This window comes from Campylobacter sp. BCW_6461, assembly GCF_001762735.1.
GTDB classification, from domain to species: Bacteria; Campylobacterota; Campylobacteria; order Campylobacterales; family Campylobacteraceae; genus Campylobacter_D; species Campylobacter_D jejuni.
Window position 1 is genome coordinate 1 of sequence record NZ_MJXJ01000024.1, and the last position, 24,193, is coordinate 24,193.

General features: G+C 32.1%; 20 protein-coding genes, 2 tRNA genes and 3 rRNA genes. 4 read left to right on the forward strand and 21 right to left on the reverse strand.

What is annotated here, in order from left to right; all coding sequences use genetic code 11:
* Nucleotides 1–6 precede the first annotated feature (6 nt).
* From rrf to AJ882_RS06935, 7 genes are all read right to left on the reverse strand, one after another.
* Nucleotides 7–123 (reverse strand): 5S ribosomal RNA (gene rrf, locus AJ882_RS06905).
* 256 nt (nt 124–379) lie between these two features.
* Nucleotides 380–3,435, reverse strand: a 23S ribosomal RNA gene (locus AJ882_RS06910).
* Between the two features lie 533 nt (nt 3,436–3,968).
* A tRNA-Ile gene (locus tag AJ882_RS06915) sits at nt 3,969–4,045 on the reverse strand.
* An 8-nt stretch (nt 4,046–4,053) separates the two neighbouring features.
* Nucleotides 4,054–4,129 (reverse strand) — tRNA-Ala (locus tag AJ882_RS06920).
* 102 nt (nt 4,130–4,231) lie between these two features.
* Nucleotides 4,232–5,744: ribosomal RNA gene (locus AJ882_RS06925) — 16S ribosomal RNA — on the reverse strand.
* Together the 16S, 23S and 5S rRNA genes with 2 tRNA genes alongside form the textbook arrangement of a ribosomal RNA operon.
* Nucleotides 5,745–6,208: 464 nt before the next feature.
* The gene (locus AJ882_RS06930) at nt 6,209–6,946 is read right to left on the reverse strand and encodes a hypothetical protein (RefSeq protein ID WP_002867936.1); all 738 of its coding nucleotides are present in this window, start codon (nt 6,944–6,946) and stop codon (nt 6,209–6,211) included.
* A complete protein-coding gene (locus AJ882_RS06935) occupies nt 6,939–8,165 on the reverse strand; it encodes a membrane protein (protein WP_002867937.1) in 1,227 nt (408 codons plus the stop codon). The genes AJ882_RS06930 and AJ882_RS06935 overlap by 8 nt, the downstream gene beginning before the upstream one ends.
* Nucleotides 8,166–8,291: 126 nt before the next feature.
* On the opposite strand from AJ882_RS06935, the gene AJ882_RS06940 reads away from it, so the two are divergent.
* On the forward strand, nt 8,292–8,876 hold the full coding sequence (locus AJ882_RS06940; protein WP_002860257.1) for an IMPACT family protein: 585 nt from the start codon (nt 8,292–8,294) through the stop codon (nt 8,874–8,876).
* Between the two features lie 43 nt (nt 8,877–8,919).
* On the opposite strand, the gene AJ882_RS06945 is transcribed toward AJ882_RS06940, so the two are convergent.
* From AJ882_RS06945 to AJ882_RS06970, 6 genes are all read right to left on the reverse strand, one after another.
* Entirely contained in the window at nt 8,920–9,303 is a 384-nt protein-coding gene (locus AJ882_RS06945; RefSeq protein WP_002860258.1) for a hypothetical protein, read from the reverse strand.
* A gap of 76 nt (nt 9,304–9,379) precedes the next feature.
* Complete coding sequence (locus AJ882_RS06950) at nt 9,380–9,715, reverse strand: hypothetical protein (RefSeq protein ID WP_002859498.1); 336 nt, start codon at nt 9,713–9,715, stop codon at nt 9,380–9,382.
* On the reverse strand, nt 9,705–11,282 hold the full coding sequence (locus tag AJ882_RS06955) for an ABC-F family ATP-binding cassette domain-containing protein (protein ID WP_002796878.1): 1,578 nt from the start codon (nt 11,280–11,282) through the stop codon (nt 9,705–9,707). Before AJ882_RS06955 ends, AJ882_RS06950 begins: the two co-directional genes overlap by 11 nt.
* A 122-nt stretch (nt 11,283–11,404) precedes the next feature.
* Nucleotides 11,405–11,938: a hypothetical protein gene (locus AJ882_RS06960; RefSeq protein ID WP_002860259.1), complete on the reverse strand. Its 534-nt coding sequence runs from the start codon at nt 11,936–11,938 to the stop codon at nt 11,405–11,407.
* Nucleotides 11,938–12,198, reverse strand: a complete 261-nt coding sequence (locus AJ882_RS06965; protein WP_002867938.1) for a hypothetical protein — start codon at nt 12,196–12,198, stop codon at nt 11,938–11,940. Before AJ882_RS06965 ends, AJ882_RS06960 begins: the two co-directional genes overlap by 1 nt.
* A 42-nt stretch (nt 12,199–12,240) precedes the next feature.
* A complete protein-coding gene (locus AJ882_RS06970) occupies nt 12,241–12,660 on the reverse strand; it encodes a hypothetical protein (RefSeq protein ID WP_002867939.1) in 420 nt (139 codons plus the stop codon).
* A gap of 166 nt (nt 12,661–12,826) precedes the next feature.
* Between AJ882_RS06970 and AJ882_RS06975 the strand changes: the two genes are divergently transcribed.
* On the forward strand, nt 12,827–13,036 hold the full coding sequence (locus AJ882_RS06975) for a transcriptional regulator (RefSeq protein ID WP_002778401.1): 210 nt from the start codon (nt 12,827–12,829) through the stop codon (nt 13,034–13,036).
* A gap of 60 nt (nt 13,037–13,096) precedes the next feature.
* Nucleotides 13,097–14,053, forward strand: coding sequence for a membrane protein (locus AJ882_RS06980; RefSeq protein WP_002859494.1), 957 nt, complete (start codon nt 13,097–13,099; stop codon nt 14,051–14,053).
* A gap of 4 nt (nt 14,054–14,057) precedes the next feature.
* Here AJ882_RS06980 and AJ882_RS06985 read toward each other — a convergent pair whose 3' ends face one another.
* Nucleotides 14,058–14,630, reverse strand: coding sequence for a YceI family protein (locus AJ882_RS06985; RefSeq protein WP_002855621.1), 573 nt, complete (start codon nt 14,628–14,630; stop codon nt 14,058–14,060).
* Between the two features lie 73 nt (nt 14,631–14,703).
* Entirely contained in the window at nt 14,704–15,066 is a 363-nt protein-coding gene (locus tag AJ882_RS06990) for an HIT family protein (RefSeq protein WP_002855609.1), read from the reverse strand.
* A 107-nt stretch (nt 15,067–15,173) separates the two neighbouring features.
* Between AJ882_RS06990 and AJ882_RS06995 the strand changes: the two genes are divergently transcribed.
* Nucleotides 15,174–15,878, forward strand: coding sequence for a putative metalloprotease CJM1_0395 family protein (locus AJ882_RS06995; protein WP_002859493.1), 705 nt, complete (start codon nt 15,174–15,176; stop codon nt 15,876–15,878).
* 106 nt (nt 15,879–15,984) lie between these two features.
* Here the strand turns inward: AJ882_RS06995 and AJ882_RS07000 are convergent, their stop codons facing one another.
* The 6 genes from AJ882_RS07000 to AJ882_RS07025 form a co-directional block, all read right to left on the reverse strand.
* On the reverse strand, nt 15,985–16,680 hold the full coding sequence (locus AJ882_RS07000; protein WP_002867793.1) for a hypothetical protein: 696 nt from the start codon (nt 16,678–16,680) through the stop codon (nt 15,985–15,987).
* Between the two features lie 205 nt (nt 16,681–16,885).
* A complete protein-coding gene (locus tag AJ882_RS07005) occupies nt 16,886–18,607 on the reverse strand; it encodes a GMC family oxidoreductase (RefSeq protein ID WP_002867792.1) in 1,722 nt (573 codons plus the stop codon).
* Between the two features lies 1 nt (nt 18,608).
* A complete protein-coding gene (locus AJ882_RS07010; RefSeq protein ID WP_070279708.1) occupies nt 18,609–19,337 on the reverse strand; it encodes a gluconate 2-dehydrogenase subunit 3 family protein in 729 nt (242 codons plus the stop codon).
* A gap of 135 nt (nt 19,338–19,472) precedes the next feature.
* Nucleotides 19,473–20,177 carry a tetratricopeptide repeat protein gene (locus tag AJ882_RS07015; RefSeq protein ID WP_002867791.1) on the reverse strand — a complete coding sequence of 235 codons (705 nt, stop codon included), beginning with the start codon at nt 20,175–20,177 and terminating at the stop codon, nt 19,473–19,475.
* The gene (locus tag AJ882_RS07020; RefSeq protein WP_002867790.1) at nt 20,177–22,006 is read right to left on the reverse strand and encodes a dynamin family protein; all 1,830 of its coding nucleotides are present in this window, start codon (nt 22,004–22,006) and stop codon (nt 20,177–20,179) included. The genes AJ882_RS07015 and AJ882_RS07020 overlap by 1 nt, the downstream gene beginning before the upstream one ends.
* Nucleotides 21,996–24,182 carry a dynamin family protein gene (locus tag AJ882_RS07025; protein WP_002867789.1) on the reverse strand — a complete coding sequence of 729 codons (2,187 nt, stop codon included), beginning with the start codon at nt 24,180–24,182 and terminating at the stop codon, nt 21,996–21,998. Before AJ882_RS07025 ends, AJ882_RS07020 begins: the two co-directional genes overlap by 11 nt.
* Nucleotides 24,183–24,193: the final 11 nt, after the last annotated feature.

A 24,193-nucleotide genomic window follows, 5' to 3' on the forward strand; every position in this document is an offset into this window, starting at 1 on the left:
TTAACAAGTCCGCAATGAGCTACTTTCCCCCTGCCAGTAAGGCGTAGTATCATCACCCACGATGTGCTTAGCTTCTTGGTTCGGGATGGAGCAAGGCGTTTCCACATCTGTATAATCACGGACATTGTTATTTAAATATTCTTTGAAAGATTGAATTTAAAAAATAAAGCTTAATCTTTTATTTCTTTACTTTTTTCTTTATTCTCTTTCTTCTTTTCTTATCTTTTATCTTTGATAAGTTTTTATATAGAATACTTAAAAAACAATGTTAAGAGCAAGTTCTAATACAAACTCTACTTGAAAGATTTCTATTAAACTCTAAATATTATCTATATTCAAAGTCTTCTTAAAAACCTTAACAAGGAAGTGATGCTTTATTAAAGATAAGCCAAACGCTCTATTAGTACTGGTCAGCTAAAGGACTTTCATCCATTACACACCCAGCCTATCAAACTAGTAGTCTTCTAGAGAGCTTAGAGAAGATTCATCTTAGAGTTGGCTTCACGCTTAGATGCTTTCAGCGTTTATCCTTTCCAAACTTAGCTACGCTGCGATGCTCTTGGCAGAACAACAGCTACACCAGTGGTTTGTTCAACCCGGTCCTCTCGTACTAGGGTCAAATCTCTTCAATCTTCTTACGCCCACGGCAGATAGGGACCGAACTGTCTCACGACGTTCTGAACCCAGCTCGCGTACCGCTTTAAATGGCGAACAGCCATACCCTTGGGACCTGCTCCAGCCCCAGGATGCGATGAGCCGACATCGAGGTGCCAAACCTCCCCGTCGATGTGAGCTCTTGGGGGAGATCAGCCTGTTATCCCCGGGGTACCTTTTATCCTTTGAGCGATGGCCCTTCCACACAGAACCACCGGATCACTAAGACCGACTTTCGTCTCTGCTTGACTTGTATGTCTTGCAGTTAAGCTGGCTTATACCTTTATACTCTACGAACGATTTCCAACCGTTCTGAGCCAACCTTTGTAAGCCTCCGTTATTATTTGGGAGGCGACCGCCCCAGTCAAACTACCCACCAGACATTGTCCCACTTGAGGATAACTCAAGCTGGTTAGCTACCCAAATAAGAAAGAGTGGTATCTCAACAATGGCTCATATACAACTGGCGTCATATACTCAAAGCCTCCCACCTATCCTGCACATTCTTATCCAAGTAGCAGTGTCAAGCTGTAGTAAAGGTCCACGGGGTCTTTCCGTCTTGCCGCGGGTAGGAGGAATTTTCACCTCCACTACAATTTCACTGGATCCCTCTTTGAGACAGCTCCCATCTCGTTACGCCATTCATGCAGGTCGGTATTTAACCGACAAGGAATTTCGCTACCTTAGGACCGTTATAGTTACGGCCGCCGTTTACTCGGGCTTCGATCAAGAGCTTCGCTAATGCTAACCCCATCAATTAACCTTCGAGCACCGGGCAGGCGTCACACCCTATACATCCTCTTACGAGTTAGCAGAGTGCTGTGTTTTTGGTAAACAGTCGGGAGGGACTCTTTGTTGTAAGTTTCCTTGCTTTCGGAGTAAATCCTAATACAAAGCTAACCACACCTTATACCGAAGATACGGTGCTATTTTGCAGAGTTCCTTAAAGAGAGTTCTTCCACGCGCCTTAGAATACTCATCCCACCCACCTGTGTCGGTTTACGGTACGGGCAACATTAGCTAAACTTAGAAACTTTTCTTGGCTCGACGGCATCAGGGGTTCTTCTATCCATCCGAAGACTTCAAAAAGCCTTTCAGTTCTCGGAGTATTGTTATACGGATTTGCCTGTATAACCTCCTACGACCTTAGACTAGCACTTCCATCCGCTAGCCCCCTTAGCCCTAAGCGTCCTTCCATCGCACACTAATGTTGGTATTGGAATATTAACCAATTTGCCATCGTCTACCCCTTTCGGACTCGACTTAGGACCCGACTAACCCTACGATGACGAGCATCGCGTAGGAAACCTTGGGTTTACGGCGTTAATGATTCTCACATTAATTATCGCTACTCATGCCTGCATGCTCACTTCTATTCGCTCCAGCACTCCTTACCGGTATACCTTCGACGCAAATAGAACGCTCTCCTACCACTTGCACACAACTTAAACTACTTAACTTTAGTCTAAGAATATTTTTACTGATTTTACTAAGTTTTATTTCTATCTTTACTCTATAAAAATCAGTAAAAATATAACTAAACATATAACTTAGTTTCTCATATTCTAAACTTAAATAATCTAAGTTGTGTGCAAGTCTACAGCTTCGGTACTTACTTTAGCCCCGTTATATTTTCCGCGCAAAATCACTAGACCAGTGAGCTATTACGCTTTCTTTAAAGGATGGCTGCTTCTAAGCCAACCTCCTGGTTGTTTAAGTAACTTCACATCGTTTTCCACTTAAGTAAGATTTAGGGACCTTAGCTGGTAGTCTGGGTTGTTTCCCTCTTGACGACGGATTTTATCACTCGCCGCCTGACTGCTGTGATTACATATAAGGTATTCGGAGTTTGATAGGGTTTGGTACATTGGTGTATGCCCTAGCCCATTCAGTGCTCTACCCCCTTATATTACGACACAACGCTATACCTAAATATATTTCGGAGAGAACCAGCTATCACGAAGTTTGATTGGCCTTTCACCCCTATCCACAAGTCATCCCGGGGCTTTTCAACGCCTATGGGTTCAGTCCTCCACTAGTTCTTACACTAGCTTCAACTTGCTCATGGATAGATCACTTCGTTTCGGGTCTGCAGCATCTGACTAAGCGCCCTATTCAGACTCGCTTTCGCTACGGCTTCGCGTTTGCTTAACCTTGCCAGACACCACAACTCGCAGGCTCATTATGCAAAAGGCAGTCCATCACCCTGTATTGCTACATAGGGCTCTGAATGATTGTAAGCAAATGGTTTCAGGTTCTATTTCACTCTGATCACCTCAGTTCTTTTCACCTTTCCCTCACGGTACTTGTGCACTATCGATCTGGTATTAGTATTTAGGGTTGGATCGTGGTCGACCCGGATTCAGACAGGATTCCTCGTGTCCCGCCCTACTCAGGATACTGCTAGCTAAGGTTTGTTTTTCGCATACGGGACTATCACCCTCTATGGTTATACTTTCCAGAATGTTCTGCTAAACTTACCTCTTGCACATTGCAGTCCTACAACCCCCAGTGCAAGCACTGGGTTTGCCCTCTTGCGCTTTCGCTCGCCGCTACTGACGCAATCTCTATTGATTTCTTTTCCTGAGGGTACTAAGATGTTTCAATTCCCCTCGTTCGCTCCTATATAGGTAATGTATATCTCTATACATTGGGTTGCCCCATTCGGAAATCTACGGATCAAAGCTTCTTGACAGCTCCCCGTAGCTTATCGCAGTCTAGTACGTCCTTCATCGCCTTTACCAGTCAAGGCATCCACCATTCGCTCTTAGTAGCTTACCTTTTTTACCTTTTATTATTGATTCTAAAACGCATCACTTCCTTGTTAAAGTTTTTATGATAAGACTTCTTTATCTTAAGACGGAAAGCATTCAAACACTTAATATAAAACTAAATGATTTAGTCTCAACTAAGCTGTGAGTTTGAAACTTGTCTTTAATTTATAATCCTTAAATCTAATATTCTCTTTATTCATAGAAGAGAAGACAGCTAAAAGTTAAGTTAAACTAAAGAAAAGATAAATAGGTTTTATCCTTTAACAAGTCCTGTAAAATTGTTTTTATTAAAACTTGCTTGTGACTCTTAACAATGATAATTAAAAGAACATTTAGGTTTAAAACCTAAAGGAAGTATATATATTAACATAATCATTATAAATATAAATGCATAATGTATATGCTACTTATATCTATTAAAGTATATTCTTTTATAGTTAAAGATAAAAATAAATCTAAGTATAGAGTTTATATTTTATATTTAATCTATTTTATATACTTGCTTTAGATTTTAAAGCTTCTTTATTCAAATCTTTTTTATGGTGGGCCTAACAAGACTTGAACTTGTGACCTCACCCTTATCAGGGGTGCACTCTAACCAGCTGAGCTATAGGCCCTTAATAAATGGTGGAGAATAGCGGGATCGAACCGCTGACCTCCTGCGTGCAAAGCAGGCGCTCTCCCAGCTGAGCTAATTCCCCATAAACAATTAGCTTTATCATCAATCTTTGAAATCTAAACAAGAATCAATTGAGTTTATATATTGAAGTAATAGTTGTGAGACTTATTACTTTGTACTCTAGAAAGGAGGTGATCCAACCGCAGGTTCTCCTACGGTTACCTTGTTACGACTTCACCCCAGTCGCTGATTCCACTGTGGACGGTAACTAGTTTAGTATTCCGGCTTCGAGTGAAATCAACTCCCATGGTGTGACGGGCGGTGAGTACAAGACCCGGGAACGTATTCACCGTAGCATGGCTGATCTACGATTACTAGCGATTCCGGCTTCATGCTCTCGAGTTGCAGAGAACAATCCGAACTGGGACATATTTTATAGATTTGCTCCACCTCGCGGTATTGCGTCTCATTGTATATGCCATTGTAGCACGTGTGTCGCCCTGGGCATAAGGGCCATGATGACTTGACGTCGTCCACACCTTCCTCCTCCTTACGAAGGCAGTCTATTTAGAGTGCTCGGCCGAACCGTTAGCAACTAAATACGTGGGTTGCGCTCGTTGCGGGACTTAACCCAACATCTCACGACACGAGCTGACGACAGCCGTGCAGCACCTGTCTCTAAGTTCTAGCAAGCTAGCACCCTCTTATCTCTAAAAGGTTCTTAGGATATCAAGCCCAGGTAAGGTTCTTCGCGTATCTTCGAATTAAACCACATGCTCCACCGCTTGTGCGGGTCCCCGTCTATTCCTTTGAGTTTTAATCTTGCGACCGTACTCCCCAGGCGGTACACTTAATGCGTTAGCTGCATTACTGAGATGACTAGCACCCCAACAACTAGTGTACATCGTTTAGGGCGTGGACTACCAGGGTATCTAATCCTGTTTGCTCCCCACGCTTTCGCGCCTTAGCGTCAGTTGAGTTCCAGCAGATCGCCTTCGCAATGGGTATTCTTGGTGATATCTACGGATTTTACCCCTACACCACCAATTCCATCTGCCTCTCCCTCACTCTAGACTATCAGTTTCCCAAGCAGTTTAATGGTTAAGCCATTAGATTTCACAAGAGACTTGATAATCCGCCTACGCGCCCTTTACGCCCAGTGATTCCGAGTAACGCTTGCACCCTCCGTATTACCGCGGCTGCTGGCACGGAGTTAGCCGGTGCTTATTCCTTAGGTACCGTCAGAATTCTTCCCTAAGAAAAGGAGTTTACGCTCCGAAAAGTGTCATCCTCCACGCGGCGTTGCTGCGTCAGGGTTTCCCCCATTGCGCAATATTCCCTACTGCTGCCTCCCGTAGGAGTCTGGACCGTGTCTCAGTTCCAGTGTGACTGATCATCCTCTCAGACCAGTTAAGCGTCATAGCCTTGGTAAGCCATTACCTTACCAACTAGCTGATACTATATAGTCTCATCCTACACCGAAAAACTTTCCCTACTCAACTTGTGTTAAGCAGGAGTATAGAGTATTAGCAGTCGTTTCCAACTGTTGTCCTCTTGTGTAGGGCAGATTAACTATACCTTACTCACCCGTGCGCCACTAATCCACTTCTAGCAAGCTAGAAGCTTCATCGTTCGACTTGCATGTATTAGGCACGCCGCCAGCGTTCACTCTGAGCCAGGATCAAACTCTCCATAAAAATTATAGATAGTTTAATCTTTTTCTTCAAAGAAAAAGTTATGAAAGATTAAAAGAAAAACTTTTAATCTTTTTAATTATTAGATTGAATAGATTTTACATAATTACTTATGCCTAAATCTTTCTGGCTCAATCGATCACTTATTTAGATTTCAAAGATTGACTAATAAGATTTGAATAACAATACTAAGTTAAAAGAACAAAACAAAAAATCATTTTTAAAAGAAAAGTTTTTAAATTAAAAAACAAGATTTATAAAAAAGCTTTTAGTTTATAAGACAAAAACCAAAAGAGTTAATTTATAAAATCTACTAAGCTAGTGAAACTTTATAATTTAAAAGATTTTAAGTCCTTTTTTCAAAAAAAGGAAATGAAAGTATAACCAATTAAACTTAAAAGGGGATTAAACAAAGGATTAAATAGTATAAATATTTGTGTAAGTATTTATATTAAGTATAATGGGGGCTATATTTTAGAGCACTCGTAATTTTTATTTTTTATACTAACAAATTGACTTTTAAGTGTTTTAAAATCTGGAATATAAGCATAACCGCTAAGCGTATCTATAACGATACAAAGAGCATGCTTTTTTGATAACAAACGTATAATGCAATCTGAATTATTCTTTGCTAAAGTTTTTTCATATGCATAATTGGCATTTTTTAACGGAGAATACACTCTGCCCATTTCATCAAATACTAATCTAGTAAATCCTGAACAAGATCCTTTGAATTCAACCTTTTCTATTCCGAATCTTTTTGTAAGATTAAATCTTTGTGTAGTTTTTTCATCATCTTTACTAATAACTCCACTTTGACCTGAATTCATTAATTTGTTATGATTGATTACATCAACAGCAATTTCTCTATCTATATTGATTTCAGTTTTACCTAAATTAGCATTTCCATCGCCATTTTTATCCAAGAAAATAGTATATGTTTGATCATAACCTGTGGCAGCTGATTTTATAAAATAAATCTGCCACCTACTTTTAAACCACTCTCTTTTTGCGATAGCCAACTCATCAACTCTTATACCTTCTTGCATCATGGCTAAACTTTGGGTATATTGGATATCATTAAGAATTTGTATTGCGCCTTCTAGTAAATTGTCTTTTTTTAAGTAAAGACTGCCTAAATTAAAAACTATACCTAAAATAAGAATTATAAACACAAATTCTAACAAACTGAAAGCTTTAATCATAGTTTAAAATCTGATATACTTTTTCATATTTTCCAAGTTTTACTTTAACAATTTTTTTGTCCATATCATACTTATCGGCTTGTTTTAAAGCTTTTAAATAAAACTTATTGCTATTTTTTATTCCATAAAATCGCAATCTTTTTTGCAAACTTGGGGCTGTTGCAAGCTCTAAAACATCTTGTTTTTTTAATGCTAGCGCCAATTCTTTAGTAAAATGATAATTATTGGCAAAATGACGATTTGGATTGTTTATAAAATAATACAATAATTGATTAGCGACGATTAAAAAGTAACAAAATATCAAAAAAATTATAGAACATTCTATAAAGATTTTATACCTTAATCGAAAAACTGGTAATCTCACCCTATAACTTTGCATTAAAGTTTTTATAAGCAAAGGAGTGCAAATAACACAAAAAGGCAAAAAATCATCTAAAAAAAGTTTTTGTCTTAAAGAAAGCAACAAACAAAATACAAATGTTACGCTCATTAAAAACCATAATAAATTTTTATATTTCTGAAAAGTCAAACGATAAATAGTATAAAAAAAATACACAAAAACCAAAGGAGAAAAACATGCAGCAAAAATTCCTAAAGTATCTAAAAAATAACCTCTTGGACGACCACCTGTATCAAAACCATAAAAACTGATACTCGCTCCAAACAAAACAAGAGATAAGGTAAATAAAATAGCATTTCTTTTATAAATCCCAAAAAAGAAAAAAGTTAAAAATAAAATATTAAAAGATTTATCAACAAATAATACTATAATCAATAATATATAAAAAAGCCATTTTTTTTCATATTCGTAAGCACATAATATAGCAAGGGTTAAAAAAATCACCAAAGATGCGGCATTAACCAGTAAAGCACTTGCAACAGTACCCGGCAATAAAACAAATAACAATAAAGAAAAAAAAGCATCAATTTTAGTTTTAGTATATTTTAAAGCTAGCAAATACAAAAGCAAACAACTTAAAAAATGAAAAAATAAAAAAGGAAGCCTTAAACCAAAATCATTTTGCCCAAAAATAAAAGTTCCAAAATGAGATATATAATAAAGCAAACTATGGGAAAAAATAAGTGATTTACCCTGCTCACCAAAATAAATATCAGCTTCATCAGCACTAATACTCAGTGTTGAAATTCCATAAAGCAAAGCCAACAAATCAAGACTAAGTAAAATGATGATAAGTTTATAATTTTTGATTTTTTCCATAATGAAAATTTTACAAAATTAAACTTAAAATATCAATGCAAATCATACAAATATCAAATATCTTAAAAATTAACATCAAATTGATTTTAGTTTTTATAAGTATAATTTTAAACAAAAAAGGCAAAAATGCAAACTATTGATCAAATTTTTCAAACACAAATCGATATTAAAAAATCTACTTTCTTATCTTTTCTTTGCCCTTTTAAAGATTTTAAATTTTTAATAGAAACACTAAAAAAAGAACATCCAAAAGCCGTTCATTTTGTCTATGCTTATCGTGTTTTAAATGATTTTAATCAAATTGCAGAAGATAAAAGTGATGATGGAGAGCCTAAAGGAACTTCTGGAATGCCAACTTTAAATGTTCTAAGGGGCTATGATCTTATCAATGCGGCTTTAATCACTGTAAGATATTTTGGCGGTATAAAACTTGGTACAGGGGGACTTGTAAGAGCCTATAGTGATGCGGCAAATGCCGTGATCAATAATTCTTCTTTACTTTCATTTGAATTGAAAAAAAATATAACCATTGCTATTGATTTAAAAAATTTAAATCGTTTTGAACATTTTTTAAAAACTTATTCTTTTAATTTCACAAAAGATTTTAAGGATTGCAAAGCTATATTACATATCAAATTAAATGAAAAAGAGGAGCAAGAATTTGAAATTTTTTGTAAAAATTTTGCACCTTTTGAAATAGAGAAATTATAAATTCTTGCAAGTAAATACAAAAGCTCCAAAATGGAGCTTTTGATTAAATTGCGTTCAATAAATCATTTAACAAAGTATTATTCTTACTTTGTTCATTTGCACCTTGTTGCGCAAGATCATTGTGAACGCTAGCACTTTGAGCTCTCATAGACAACTCGCCTTCATTTTGTCTAAAACGATAAGCGTAAACATTTGACATTTGAGCATAATTACTTAAATTTGAATTTGAGTTTTGCGCATTGCTTTGAAAACTATTGCTAGAATTTAAAGCATCTCCGCTTGACTTCTCATCCGCCTTATTTAATATATCCATAAAATCAGAATTTCCAGATGAAGAATAATCTTCAACCTGTTTATCCACCTGTTTATACTGACCACTAATAGCATCGTATTCATACGAGCTGATCGTTCTATAATTTACCTGCATAGTTTTCTCCTTTCAAAATATGCAAAAACTATACAAGCAAAAAGTATTCCTTTTTTTATGTAAAAATTAATGTTTTTCAATCATGATGAGTAGGCAAATGCTCCACATCAAGCTCATTATTGGCTATAAATTCCTCCTTGGCTTTTTTACAGTTTTCATCACGCATTTTGCGGTATTCATTGCGAATCGTGATTTCTTTATCGCTTAGAGGTCTATCTTCTAAAAAACTGATATGAAAATAAGTATCATCGCTCTTTGAATAAGTTTTATAAAAATCTATATAATCAAAATAATCCTTGCCATTATCAAACTCTACGACTTCTTCTATATAAATCGTAGGCCCAAAACCCTTGTGATTTTGCGTATAGTGCCCAAAACCTGCGCTGTATTGAATTCTAAATTTAGCCATCATTTTCTCCTAAAAATTCTTGATAAGTTCCACGAAAATCTGTAAGCTTACCATTTTCTAAATGCCAAATTCTATTAGCAAAAGCAGAAACTAACTCCCTATCGTGGCTGATACAAAGCACTACACCTTTGAAATTATACAAAGCTTCACCTAATGCAATAATACTTTCAAGATCTAAATGGTTATCAGGTTCGTCTAAAAGCAAGAAATTCGGACGCTCTAGCATTAAACGAGAAAGCATTAAACGATGTTTTTCACCCCCACTTAAACTTGCTGCCATTTTTTCTTGATCGCTGCCACTAAAAAGCATTCTACCTAAACACTTGCGGATTTCATCTAGATCTTTAAATTTTTCACTCATCAGCCATTCATAAAGTTTCAAATTTTCACAAATTAAATTACTTGCATCTTGAGGAAAATATCCAAGCTCTATAGTTGCCCCAAGATGTATAGATCCACTATCTGGATTTATAGCATTGGCGATGATTTTTGCCAAAGTACTTTTGCCCACACCATTTGCCCCGATCAAAGCGATTTTATCATTTTTTTCTATTTTTAGCTCCAAATTTGAAAACAATTGTTTATCATAAGCCTTGCCTATACCTTTAAATTCTAAAACTTCATTACCTATTTCACGATTGGTTCTAAAAACTATGCTAGGATCTCTACGGCTTGAAATTTTAATCTCTTCAAGCTCTAGTTTTTCAAGTGCCTTAGCACGGCTTGTGGCTTGTTTTGCCTTAGAAGCATTTGCGCTAAAACGGCGAATGAAATTTTCTAATTCTTCTCTTTCTTTTAAGGTTTTATCACGTTTAAGCTCAGCTTGTTTTGCCAAAAGCGTTGAAGCCATATACCAATCATCGTAATTTCCCGCAAAATCACGAATTTGTTTAAAATCCACATCTAAAATCCTTGTGCAAATTTTATTTAAAAAATGTCTATCATGAGAGATAACAACCAAAGTTCCTTCATGTCTTAAAAGCTCATTTTCAAGCCAAAAAATCGCCTCTAAATCAAGGTTATTTGTAGGCTCATCTAAAAAAAGCACATCCGCACCCAAAAACAAAACTTGAGCTAGTAAGACTTTAAATTTATCCGCACTTTGCAAGGTGCTCATCAAAGCATCAAAATCTTTAATCTTTAAAGAACTTAAAATTTTTTCACAACGCGTTTCACAATCATAATTTGGATCTTCTTCAGCCGTTATTATCTCAAGCTCACCTAAACGCTCATTGATCTCATCTGTAAATTCCTCGCTCATATAAAGCTTTTCTTTTTCTTTTAAGGCCTCATATAAACGCTTATTTGCACACATCACTGCATCTTTGATGGTGTAGTTTTCAAAAGCAAATTGATCCTGTCCTAAAACTGCGATTTTTAAACCTTCATCAAATACTATTTCACCACTACTCGACTCAATTTCTCCTGAAAGAATTTTCAAAAAAGTCGATTTTCCCGCACCATTAGCACCGATAAGTCCGTATCTTTGTCCTCGAACAAGTTTTAAATTAACATTTTCAAATAAAAGCTGATTTGCAAAACGCATAGTAAGATTTTTTACTTCAACCATGATTTTCCTTAAATTTTTTACTTATAAAAATTTTTAAGAAATTGTATCAAAAAAAGACTTGAAATTAATTAAGTATAAATTTTATATAGACAATGAAAATAAAATTTCATTGTCAAAATAAATTAATAATCTAAAAGTTCTACAAAAACTTGCTTTTTATCATCACTAAATCTAGCACTATAAGAAATTTGAGTTTCGTATTCCCCTCCATCAAATAAAACTCCTTTTAAAGTACCTCTTGAATATTTTTCTCGCATTTCATTAGGCATTTGTGGATAAGTAAATTTTAACTGACCCATACAAAAACTAGTTTTTTTATCCTTGCTATCTTTGGTTATAAAACTTTCAAAAGAAGTATAAACCACTTCATTGGCATAATCTTTCAAATCAAGCAAAGGTTTAAAATGCGCCCTTAAAACCCCAAGCGTATCTGTAGATAATGCAGCCTCTAAATCCCTTATATCCATACCATTAGAATTTATCCTTAACGCCCTTAAGGATTGTTCATTTAAACCGTATTCAACATAAACCCATTCATCATTATCCAAAATACTTTTTAGTGTAAGCTTAACATCTTCATCATCGCATTTTGGCTTATTGTTAAAACATCCTGTAAATAAAAAAACAAACATCAAACTTAATAAAATATTTTTCATTATTTCTCCATTATTATTTTAATAAATTCTATGATTTCATCATTTTTAGCACCATCTTGCCCCAAAAGACTTTTTAGTAAATCCGAGCTAAGCTGTGGAGGAAATATAAGATAAGAATTTATTGGAAAACCATTTGATTTTAAGCCTATGCAAAATTGTTCATCTTTATTTGTGTATGCTTTTCCTGCAACAATTTGATAGGTATCTTTCTCATAAAGTAAGGTAGGCTCTACTTCAAAAGGTGTATATTTTTCACTCATTTTCATCTCCATTCTTTCATTGGTTTTAAAATAAAATAATCATCACTGTATGATATTTGCAATTTTTTCATAATTTTGTTTGCGAAGTTTTTTACCTACTAAAAACATATCTACAATCCACCAAATAGTCCAATTGACTATCACTAATATATATGCTATGTTCTGCAAAGATTTACTTGCAACAATATTAAAAATTATTGGAATAATCACAAATGCTAAACGCACAAAACCTAAAACCATATCACCTATCATAAAACGCCCTACTCCAAAAGGGCCAAATAAAAAAGTTCCTACCCAAAACACCAAAGCAGGGCTTTTTAGTTTAAGCATAGGAAGTTGATTTAACACATCTTTTTTTCTTTCTTCGCTTAAGCGTTCAAATTTTTCTTTTAGCGTAATTGCCGCTAAACCATCTCTTGGTAACTTATCGCCAATATTAGAAAGAACTGAATTAAAATCCATAACTTCTCCTTGAAAATTAAAAAATATCTCGAATTATTCCATACTATAACTTAATTAATATTGAAATATTAAATATATTTTATATAAAAGATTGAATATTTCAAGTGTTTTTAATAAAGAAATTTTAATGTAAAATTTCTTAAAGGCTAAATTTTTAAGGTAAAAAATGACAAAAAAGAGCAAGCGTGATATGGCATATGAACTAGACATTGATGTTAGCACTTTATATAATTGGAGAAAATATAAACCCAATTTATATCGTATTGTTATGCTTGGCTTTAAATTTGATGAACTTTTAGAAAATAGCAAAAAAACTCATGAAGAATTGCTTCATATAGAACAAACCATACAAGATGAAATTGCTAAATTTAAATAAAACCCGCTTTTAAGCTTTTTTCTATACAATTATCACTTTTATTAAAATCAAGGATTTGAAATGTTTTTATTAGATTTTTTAATATCATTGAGTTTTATTTTTGAAATTTCAGCTCTTGTGCTATCCTTTTACTTTAAAAATTCAAAAATTTTCTTTTTGACTTTAGTATTACTAGGAGCTAAGCTGCCTTATTTTTATACAAGTTTTTTTCAAGCTAATTTATTTGTGGCTTTGTTTTTACCTATGATTTTTACTCTATTTTGCCTTGGAAAACATCATGTTTTAATTTTAAATAAAAAAAATATCGCCTCAATTACAACCCTTATTTTTATAGGCGTTTTAAGCATCATTTTACCTAGAAATACTACTTTCAATAGCGCTGGTTTAGAATTCCATTTTATTACATTAAATTTTTTTAAACCTGTGAGTGAATTAGGATTTTTATTTTTTTTAGTCGGCTTAATACTCATTTTTATCAAAACTTTTAAAACTAAAGAATATTATCTTCTTATCGCATTTTTTGCTGCATATTTTCAGTTTTTATTCCAAGAAGGAACAGGAATAAGATATTTTGAATTTGCAAGTTTGGTTTTTTGTTTTTATCTTTTAAATCACGCTTATAGGTTAGCTTTTTTTGACACCTTAACAAAGCTACCCAATGAAAAAAGCCTTACACGCTTTACAAAAGGAAAAAACAACTATATCATTGCCTTGCTTCATTTTAATGAACTAAAAGATACCAAAGAAAGCTATACCAAACTCATTTTAAAACAAATTGCAAAAATTTTAAAACGCTTTAGAGCAAAAATTTTTATCGTAGAAAATGATTTTATTTTAATTTTTAATGATAAAAATCAAGCTTTAAATCATCTTGCTTTTTTAGAATCCACCTTGAAAAACACGGAATTTAATTTAGAAAATGAAAATTTTAAACCGGATTTTAAATTGATTTGGCAAGAAAGTGAAGAAAATTTGGATAAAAATTTACAAAGTCTAAGAGCAAGACTCTTAGACTAAAAAATTATTTTTCGTTCGCTTCAACTTCGATATTTAAATTAATATCATCACTTAAAGTAATAGTTGAAGTACTTGTTGCAAATTTAAAATCAGAGCGTTTGATTTTTCCATTTAAAGAAAATCCTATTTTTTCTTTTCCATCTTTGCCTTTAGCTACACCGCCGATTTCAGCATCTAAAACGATATCTTTAGAAACTCCAGCTATAGTTAAAGTTCCTGTCATTTTGCCTTTTTCATTATCGATTTTTTCATATTTTTTCATTGTAAAAGTCATATCAGGATATTTTTTTGCTTTGAAAAAATCATCTTGTTGTAAGTGATTATCTCTTGTTTGATTTTCTGTATTTACAGATGCGATTTTTATAGTTACATCAAGCTTTTTAAATTCAGCACTCGCAGGATCAAAATCAATCACCGCAGAATAATCTTTGAAATTTCCTTTTACATTGCTAATTTGTAAATGTTTGATTTTAAAACCTACATCTGTATGTGCTTTATCTAAAGTATATTCTTTAGCAAACAAACCTGTGCTTAACAAAGACACCGCAACCAATGAACTCAATAAAACTTTTTTCATTTTTTTCCTTTTTTATAGTAATTTTCAATATAAAAATTTTATTAGATAAAACATAACAAATCATTAATAAAAATCAAAAAATTTTACTATTTAAAAATTTTACAAATTCTTCAAATTTAGGCAAATCAAGCTTTATTGTTTCTCTTTGCTGTTTTCCCCACATACACTCTGGAAAAAACGCATCTTCTTTAAATCTTGCCATAACATGAAAATGCACCCTTGGCACATAATTTGCAAAAGAGGCGATATTGATTTTTTCAGGTTTGTAAAATTCTATCATAGCCTTTTCACAAAGTAAAATTTTTTCAAAAAGTTCCTTTTGCAACTCTAAAGGACAATCGCTAAATTCTTTATAAATTTCTTTAGTAAAAATTTTAAGCCAAGGCACTTGAGCCTCCTCTTTCTCTATATAAATCAAATCATTTTCATAAATCATTACATTCCTTTGAAATTGTATTTATGATTATTTTACAAAATTTATCAAATTTTTAAGTCAAAATGCGTTAAAATTCCTAAAAATTTAAAAAACAAAAAGGAGGATAAATGCAAATTAGTTCAAGTTATAACTCTTATGATTACTACTCTAGCAAACCTTCTTTTGATAAAACAAATCAATCTGATTCCACTCAAAAAGATGAAAAAAATCTTAGTGAAAATAAAGATGATAAAGAAAAAAATGGCGAACAAACCCAAATGGTTAATGGCGTAGAGCTAAGCCAAAAAGAAGTAGCTCAAGTTCGCGAACTCCAAAGTATCGATAGAAATGTAAAGGCTCATGAAGCTGCGCATCAAGCAGCGGGTGGTGGCTTAGCAGGTGCTGCAAGTTTTACTTATACAAGAGGCCCTGATAATCAAATGTATGCTACAGCGGGTGAAGTTCCTATCAGCATGCAAAAAGGAAACACACCAGAAGAAACTATAGCCAATGCAAGACAAATCGCAGCAGCAGCTATGGCTCCTGCTGATCCTAGCCCACAAGACTATAAAGTTGCAGCAAATGCTGCAAAAATGGAATTTGAAGCAAGAGCTGAAGCAATGAAGCTTAAAGCCGAAGAAGCCAAAGAAAAAGAAGAAGAAAATAAAGAAAAAGATGACAAAAATTCAGAAAATAGCTTAGAAAAAACAGATAAAGATTCAAAAAACAACGATAAAAATTCAAATTTTGATAAAGACTTTAAAAATTTTGTTGCTAGAACTTATCAACAAAACTCACAAAATAACGACATTAAATTCAATATCGCATCTTAAAATTCTTAAATTTAAATAAAAAATTTCCTTATAAAAACGATGACTTGAATTTGTATGTTAAGATATTTAACATTTTTTCTTTTTTATAATTTAAATTTTTGCATTTTCAAGCTTTTATATCTATACTTTTTGGTGCAGAATTTAAAGAAAGAATTTTATTAAATTCTCCTGCATCATCATCACTAAATTTCACACCAAAAAGAATTTCCAATTCTTTACTAGTGCTAAATTTACCTTCTAATAGTTTTTTTACAAGCTCGTTTCTTGTATTATCATCTTTGTAAGTTTCTTTGTTTTTACTTTCTGCTTGTATAGGTTTGAAAGCTTCTTTGTCTTCTTTTTGATTGTTTTTATTAGTTAAGAACCTATCTATATCTTCTTGAGTAAGTGGCTTACCAAGTTCATTAAAGAATTGTTTTTCTCTTTGTGCCCTTTCAGCACCCCATATTTTCTCAAATTCATTCATACTTGTAAGAGTTTTTAAAAGATCAACTTTTCGTTTATGAAGTGCGGACAAATCTACGCCTTCTGTAAGATAGTCTGTGCCAAATTTATTAAGTATTTTTATTTCATCCTTGCTTAGTCTATCTTCCATATATCTTTTATATAAAGAGTTTTCTACTTCTTTTACATCAGGAGATCCATTATAGCCATTTTCTTCTTTAAATTTTTCAAGATCTCCAAATTTTTTTATTATGGATTCATAATAAGCATCATCATCATTTTTAAGCACAGCTTTTTTATTGCTTGTGTTATTATTTGGATAATTGATATTTGTATATTGAGTATCAAAATTTACCATAGAAAACCCTTTTTTTATGATATTTTATTAAAATAATCTTGGATTCCAACCACCAAGAGCAGACTACATTTGCCTTTTTGTATAATTGTAGTTTAAATAAGAATTTATACCATTAATCATTTTTGCCTTCCTTGATATTATACTATATCGGAAGAAAATTAAAAATTTATAATCTTGAGAGTTTTCAAAAACTCTCAAGTTATTATCAAGCTAAGCTTTTTCCACTTTTATGATACTTTAAAATACCTTCAGCACAGCGATAAGCCAAAGCTCCTACAGTATCAGTTGGATTATATCCACTATTGTGTTGGAAATTTCCTGCTCCTACAACAAAAAGATTATCCGCATCCCAGTGTTGTAAATAAGTATTAACCACACTAGTTTCTCTATCTGCACCCATGGTTGTTCCACCTGTGTTATGAGTAGATTGATAAGGCACAACGCTATAATCCTTAAGATAAGCACCTTTTTTGATTGATTTTACTCCTTGCATTCTTTTTGCTACCTCAGCTGTTTTATCTGTGATAAATTTATGCAAAGCTCTATCTTGATCGGTGAAATTATAAGTTAAGCGTAAAAGTGGCATACCAAAAGCATCTTTATAAGTTGGATCAAGACTTAAATAATTATTCTTATGAGGCAAAGAAGCACCTTGTCCTGCTACGGTAATAGCTCTTGTGAAATTATAGTTTAATGCTTTTTTAAATTCAGCACCCCAAGTTGGAGCTCCTGCTGGAAGTGGGGCTGATTGTATAGGGCGAGTTCCAAGCTGAACGCTATAAATCATAGCTCCATGAAGGAATTTTTCCCTAGAATGATCAAAATTATCTCCGTTAAAATCATCACTCGTAGTTCCCAAAGCACCTGAACCCATGAAGGTGTTAAATTGCTCATCAAAGAAAGCTGTTGTACCCATGTTCATTTGATAACAATAATTTCTACCTAAAGTTCCTTTACCTGTTTTTGGATCGTATTGCTCACCTATGTTGCTTACCATTAAAAGCTTAGCATTGTTAAACATATAACTTGTAAGCACAACTATATCAGCAGGTTGAATATACTCTTTCATCGTTCTAGTATCGACAAATTTTACCCCCGTTACTTTTCCGTCTTTTTTAAGAATTTGCGTTACATTGCTATAAGTGCGTATAGTGTATTTACCTGTGCTCATAGCCTTTGGAATTACTGTGTTTAAAGGACTTGCTTTTGCGCCATACTCACAACCAAAACGCTCACAATACGCACAGTATTGACAAGGAGCTAAATCTTGACCATCAGGGTTTGTATAGCCACCTTTAGAATTTGAAGCTGGCAAACGATAAGTGTGTAAATTTGAACTTTTTGCTGCACTTTCAAATCGTTTAAGCATTTTAGTATTTTCAAGAGGTTCTTGTGGATAAGGACTGGATCTAAAAGCTCCCATTTTTTCCGCTAAAGGATTTGGCTCACCTGATACCCCACAGGTTTTTTCAAATCTATCATAATAAGGCTCCATATCCTTATAAGTCACACCCCAATCTTGCAAGGTATAATCATTACCTAATTTATTACCATATCTTTGTTTGCTTAGGGTTTGAATTTCAAAATCATAAGGCATAAACCTAAAAGTCCAACCATTCCAATGCACCCCTGCACCGCCAACATTATTACCCAATAAAAACGAACCCATTTTACGATAAGGCAAGGCTAAACCACTAGGATCATGGCGAAAAGTCACAGTGTCTTTCGAGCAATCTTGCATCAAACCATAATTAATCCCGTATCTCCACTCATCATGGATAAAATTAAAATTTTCAGTACTTTGCATATGTCCGCGTTCTAAACTAAGTACATTCAAACCTGCTTTAGTAAGCTCTGCAGCCACTATACCTCCAGTCCATCCTGCCCCAACTGTTACCACATCTACTTTTTTTAATACTTCAGCCATTTTAACTCTCCATATCTGCTAAACTCATAGGTTCAATGTTAAAAAATTCATCACTTGCAATTTTATCCACATAGCTCATTTGTGCGCCTGGATATTGCATCATTCTCCAACCATTTTTATTATCATTTCCGCCATAAATTGGATCAGCTAAAACTCCAGCTACTGTCATATCTCTTAAAAGAGTGAAAAAATAAGAAGATTTAAAACCCGTAGTTTGAATTTTTCCTTTTTCAAAATCGCTTAGAATTTTATCCTGATCTCCACCTTTAAGCAGAGAAAAAGGTTTTTTATAACGCTTTTGAGCATTTTCTTCAAGAGCATGCACACCTTCTAAAAAAATATCTTTGCGTTGCATAGGAGTTTGATAGCCTTGTTCAGCTTTACCCTCAATGAAAGGTCCTTGCATATATTCTCTATCATTATAACCATAAGCACTAGCTAGCTGATTATCGATAAAATAAGGTACGCCTAAACCTATAGCTCCTTCTCCTTGCTCATCTTTAGGATAAATTCTTTCACAGGCTGCACTTAAGGTATCAAATTCAGTTTGAGTTTGAAAAAACATTCTACCTCTAACTTTATTTGATTTTCCTTGTGAAGCTTGATGCGAATGCGTAAGTTCTGCTGCCTTTAAAACAGCACCGCCACCTATAGTACTAGCTGCTACTACAGAACCACCTAAAAGCCCTAGTTTAAAAAAGCTTCTGCGATCAATAATATTGTCTTGCATTACTTCTCCTTGATAATAATTTAAACAAGACTATATTAGCCCTATTAATATAAATTTAACTTTAAAAAGCGATAAATTTTGTGTTATTCTTAATTTTATTTAAGAATATCTTTGAAAGTAATGAAAATAGAACTTTTAATAAAGCTCTATATCTTTAGAATTAAGTTCTTTATAAGCTGCACAAGCTTCTTGATGTTTTTGATCACAAGCCATACCAAAATATCTTTTTGCCTTTGTTAAATCTTGTTTTTCTAGTTGATTATAGCGTCCTAACAAATAACAAGACTCACCAAAACCTAAAGTGCAAGATTTAGAATAAAAAGCAAGGGCAGATTTTACACTTGCTTTAACAAGCTCTCCTTTATCATATAAAGACCCTAATTGATAACAAGCTCTTGCATTTTTTAAATCACAAGATCTTTTATAAAAACTTGAGGCCATTTGTCCATCTTTTTCTTTTTCATAAAATAAAGCTATATTATTACAACTTAACGATTCTCCTAAAGTACAAGCTTTATTAAAAGCCAAAAGAGCTTCATTTTTATAACCTTGATTTTGCAAAAGCAAAGCCATATTAGAACACGCACTTGCTAAACCTAATTTGCAAGCTTTATCATAAAATTTATAAGCTTGATTTAAATCCTTACTCATACCCTTAGCACTTTCGTACATAAAAGCTAAAGAAAAACAAGCTTTAGAAATATCTTTTTCACAAAGGCTTTTAAAAATTTCATAAGCTTTATCAAATTTATTTGCTTCATAAAATTTTAAACCTTCTTCTAATTCACTTAATGCAAGTAATGAATTAAAAAATAAAAATAAAGCTAAAAATATTCTCATCAATCTTCCTTTATACTTTCTCTAACATTTAAAATCTGTACTCTTCTTTTTCGAAGTTCTGCTTTTTTAAGATCTAAAAATTTACTTTTTTCTTGGATTAAAATTTGACTTTGTTCTAAAAAATTTTTTGCAATTTTTGTCAAAATAGGCTTATTAATAAGCAAAGCTTCAAACTCATAAACATTTAATTCATTTAAAACTCTTTCATAAATTTCACTTTTTTTAGGATAAAAAAGTACAAATTCAGAACTATCAAGCTCATAAAGAACACGGCTTTCATTGATTTTACGACTAAAAAATGCAAGGCTTAGTTTTGTAGCATTTTCATAATTTGTAAAAGCCTTAAGATTTAATTTTTCAAAAAATAAATCAAGTTCTAAAATACTTTTAAATAAAAGCTCTTTAAAATCTTTCAAAAAGTACTCATCACTTGCATTGCAAAAAGCTCTTAATTCACTAAAATTTTTATCACTTTGGAAAATATGATCTTTTTGTATGTTTGAAAATTCTGCTTTAAAAAGTAAAATTTCTCTCTCGAGTATGTTTATAAAGCCTTTTAATTTCATCTTGATTTCTTCAAAAGATTTATAAAGTTCATTTTTGATTTTTTTAAACTCTTTACTCATTGCATCACTATTGTAAAACATCGCCAAAAAAGCATCGTCACTTGAAATATAAGGTGCTTTATAATCATATCTTGTGTATAAATCTTTCTTTAAAAATCCTTTGCTTTCTTTGTAAAAATAAGCATCTTTTTCCTTAACACTTGCAAAAATTTCACTAGAAATTCTTTCGCTAATGCTTTTAAGCTGTTCTAAAATCTGATGATTTAAAATTTCAATCTCTTTTAAAAAAAATTCATACGCTAAAAGTAAATGCTTTTCATAACTTTGAAATTGATTTAATAAACGATCAAAAATACCTACAAAAAGTTGATTTTCATCTTCTAAAATTTCGCATAAATTTAAAATTTTTCTTTTAACAAATTTTTCTTTTAAAGCTGTTGTATCTAGCTGAGTTAAAAAATCAAGCAAAGATTGAAAATTAGATTTTTCATAGCTTTGCTCATCTTTAGCTTCTTTGCAAGAAATGGCAATAAGCTCATCAAAATATTTTAAAAATATACTTTTTGCATAATTTAAAACATTATCTAGCTCTTCTGTGTTTAATTTATCTTTTTGATTTAATACACAAATGCTATTTTCTCCTAAAAGTTCTAAATTTGCTTTTATGGCATCTTCTTCACTTTTTTTACCTGCATTATCAATTAAACTTAACCAAATCGCCCCATGAATATTTTTAAGCTCATCAAAAGTTGTTAAAGTATCATTTTCATTTGCATTTAAACCTGGAGTATCTACAAGAGTGATTTTTTCAAGTAAAGGAATGGGTGCAAAAATATGCAAACTTTTTGCTTGTTTTACTTCATTTCTTTGATCCGTATAAAAGGCTAATTTTTCTATATTTGTGATAATATCACTTCTATCTTCAAATTCTACTCTTAAAAAATATTCTTTTGCATAGCGTAAAAAAGTAGGTTTAAAAGTAACAGGAACAACACCCGTAGGCAAACAATCACGCCTTAAGATCAAATTTAGCAAACTTGATTTACCGCTTGAAAACTGCCCTATAATAGCGATATTAACATTCTTATCCAAAGAAAACACAAGCTCTTTTAATTCATTTTCTAAAGCATAACTTGCGTGCATAAAAGGCTCATTAAGTTCCTTGCAAAGCTCTTGAATACGCCCTTTAAAACTATCATCAAAACTCACACTATAAGTATTTTCATAGGCTTTTATAAAATCATTTAAAAGATTAATCTGCATTTAAAAGCCCCATTTCAAGTTGTTTTAATTTTTCAATTTTTTCTAAATTTTCTTCAAAAGAATTTAAAATATTAATATCTTGATTTTTCAGACTCTGTAAAACTTTTTCAAAACTTTCTAATTTTGATTTTTGATTTTTTTCATAATGTTTTAATTTATCATTTAAAAACTCAAAAAATGCTCCATTGATATTTAAAGAATTTAAAATTTCGCTCATTTTAAATTCTTTAAAAGTATCAAAAATAACCATATCTAAATTCGTTTCAAGCTCATATAAATCTGATTTTAAATTGCTTAATTTTTCAATTTTCAATCTTAAAAGTGCAAATTTTTCACTTTGAAAAATACTATCTATATTTTTTGAAATTCCATCTTTAAAACCTTCAAAACCATTATCAAAATCATCTTTTAAAAAATCATATTTTAAAGACAAATTTGTTTTAAGCTCCTCGATTTTTTTAATATTTTCAAATTTAATTTCTCTTAAAATATCATTAATCCCATCTTTTGTAGTAATATCAACTATATTTAAAATACGAGAAAGATTAAGCTTTTGTGCATTATTTTTTAAATATTTAAACTCATCTATCAAGCGTTCTTTTAATTTTTTAGCCAAAAGTAAAACAAGATTATCTATACCATTATCTATATTTTTAAGTTTTACAATGAAATTTGAAATTTCATCTTGTGCTTCTTTTAATAAGATATTTTGCTTTTGAAGTTCAAGTAAAAGCTTTTGATTTTCTTCACTTACACCTTGTTTATTCTCCTTAATAAGACGATTTTGCATTTCATATTTGCTTAGAATATTTTTAAGTTCCAAATGTAATTCTTTTTTGTAAGCTCTTAAGGCAATCTTGCTTTTTTCTCCTGCATAAAGCTCGTTAAAAAGATAGTTTTCAAATTCTTGCATACCACTTTTTTGCAAACTTTCCTTAGGTGCTAAACCCTTATAAAAATCACTTGCCATTTTAGCACTCACACATAAAAAATCAATCTTTTCCACCAAATTTTCATCTAAATCCACAAGTCTTGATTTTAAGCTTTCTTTGGTATAAACAATGACTTCTTCTAAATCCTTTTTGCTTAACAAATCCGCTTTAGTTAAAACAATTAAAAACTTACTCAGCCTTGAATTTAAAAGACAATGCACCAAAAAGTCTGCATCTTTTTGAGTTAAGCTTTGAGAAGCATTCATTAAATGAATTAAAAAATCACTTTCTCTAAGATACTCATTTGTAACAATTTCTCTTTGGACTACAACATCATCAAGCCCTGGAGTATCAACTATGGAAATATTATTTTTTAAAAAATCTAAATGACTTTTAATTTCTATTTTTTTAATTAAAGCTGAAATTTTATTTTTAGCTGAACTGAAATTTTTAAGTTCACAAAGTGCGATATTTTGTATTAAAGGTTTATCCTTGATAAAATCCTCTATATTTACACTCTTATCCAGCTTGTCAATAAATTCTTTTAAATCTGCATTAAAGTGCGAACTTTCAAGTATATTTTGCCATTCTTTTTTATCCCAAAAATATATCTTTGCTTCTTCACTCTTACCATAGCTTAATACTGTTAAATTAGCTGTTTCAGGTATGTTTGAAACCCCTAAAAAATCTTCTTTTAAAAGAGCATTTAAAAGACTTGATTTTCCTGCATTCATCACGCCAGTGATGGCTATATTAAACTCTAAATTTTGAAATTTTTCCAAAGTTTTTTGAAGTCTTGATTTTAAATTTTCATCAAAACTTAGCTTTTGAAGCTCTAAATTAATGGTGTTTAATTCTTTAAAATCATTTTGAAATAAAGCTTTTTGATCTATACTTTGAACTTTTTCTTGTGAAATAAAATCAAGCATTTCGGTATTTTTTGAAATTTTTTCTAAAATTTTTAGAGCCTTAAGCAAATCTTGCTTTGAAATAAAACCTGATTTAAAAAAATTTAAAATACAAATTTGAGCATTTTGTATACTAAAAATATCCACTCTTAAATCAATTTTTTTGCAAAGCTCTTGAAATTCTTTTAAGAGAAAATATCTTTCATAATTGTCTTTATTGACACTTAAAATAATCGCACACTCGGCCGTATCAAGTTTGCTTTTATCTTGAAATTTAGCATCAAAATTTAAAAATTGAAGTTCATTTTGCCAAATTTTTTGGAATAATTCTTTCATAATCTTCCCCT

Excerpts from the sequence above, each read along its gene's own strand:
- AJ882_RS06930 (WP_002867936.1), bottom strand. The coding sequence starts at position 6,946 with ATGATTAAAGCTTTCAGTTTGTTAGAATTTGTGTTTATAATTCTTATT.
- AJ882_RS06935 (WP_002867937.1), bottom strand. The coding sequence starts at position 8,165 with ATGGAAAAAATCAAAAATTATAAACTTATCATCATTTTACTTAGTCTT.
- AJ882_RS06940 (WP_002860257.1), top strand. The coding sequence starts at position 8,292 with ATGCAAACTATTGATCAAATTTTTCAAACACAAATCGATATTAAAAAA.
- AJ882_RS06945 (WP_002860258.1), bottom strand. The coding sequence starts at position 9,303 with ATGCAGGTAAATTATAGAACGATCAGCTCGTATGAATACGATGCTATT.
- AJ882_RS06950 (WP_002859498.1), bottom strand. The coding sequence starts at position 9,715 with ATGATGGCTAAATTTAGAATTCAATACAGCGCAGGTTTTGGGCACTAT.
- AJ882_RS06955 (WP_002796878.1), bottom strand. The coding sequence starts at position 11,282 with ATGGTTGAAGTAAAAAATCTTACTATGCGTTTTGCAAATCAGCTTTTA.
- AJ882_RS06960 (WP_002860259.1), bottom strand. The coding sequence starts at position 11,938 with ATGAAAAATATTTTATTAAGTTTGATGTTTGTTTTTTTATTTACAGGA.
- AJ882_RS06965 (WP_002867938.1), bottom strand. The coding sequence starts at position 12,198 with ATGAGTGAAAAATATACACCTTTTGAAGTAGAGCCTACCTTACTTTAT.
- AJ882_RS06970 (WP_002867939.1), bottom strand. The coding sequence starts at position 12,660 with ATGGATTTTAATTCAGTTCTTTCTAATATTGGCGATAAGTTACCAAGA.
- AJ882_RS06975 (WP_002778401.1), top strand. The coding sequence starts at position 12,827 with ATGACAAAAAAGAGCAAGCGTGATATGGCATATGAACTAGACATTGAT.
- AJ882_RS06980 (WP_002859494.1), top strand. The coding sequence starts at position 13,097 with ATGTTTTTATTAGATTTTTTAATATCATTGAGTTTTATTTTTGAAATT.
- AJ882_RS06985 (WP_002855621.1), bottom strand. The coding sequence starts at position 14,630 with ATGAAAAAAGTTTTATTGAGTTCATTGGTTGCGGTGTCTTTGTTAAGC.
- AJ882_RS06990 (WP_002855609.1), bottom strand. The coding sequence starts at position 15,066 with ATGATTTATGAAAATGATTTGATTTATATAGAGAAAGAGGAGGCTCAA.
- AJ882_RS06995 (WP_002859493.1), top strand. The coding sequence starts at position 15,174 with ATGCAAATTAGTTCAAGTTATAACTCTTATGATTACTACTCTAGCAAA.
- AJ882_RS07000 (WP_002867793.1), bottom strand. The coding sequence starts at position 16,680 with ATGGTAAATTTTGATACTCAATATACAAATATCAATTATCCAAATAAT.
- AJ882_RS07005 (WP_002867792.1), bottom strand. The coding sequence starts at position 18,607 with ATGGCTGAAGTATTAAAAAAAGTAGATGTGGTAACAGTTGGGGCAGGA.
- AJ882_RS07010 (WP_070279708.1), bottom strand. The coding sequence starts at position 19,337 with ATGCAAGACAATATTATTGATCGCAGAAGCTTTTTTAAACTAGGGCTT.
- AJ882_RS07015 (WP_002867791.1), bottom strand. The coding sequence starts at position 20,177 with ATGAGAATATTTTTAGCTTTATTTTTATTTTTTAATTCATTACTTGCA.
- AJ882_RS07020 (WP_002867790.1), bottom strand. The coding sequence starts at position 22,006 with ATGCAGATTAATCTTTTAAATGATTTTATAAAAGCCTATGAAAATACT.
- AJ882_RS07025 (WP_002867789.1), bottom strand. The coding sequence starts at position 24,182 with ATGAAAGAATTATTCCAAAAAATTTGGCAAAATGAACTTCAATTTTTA.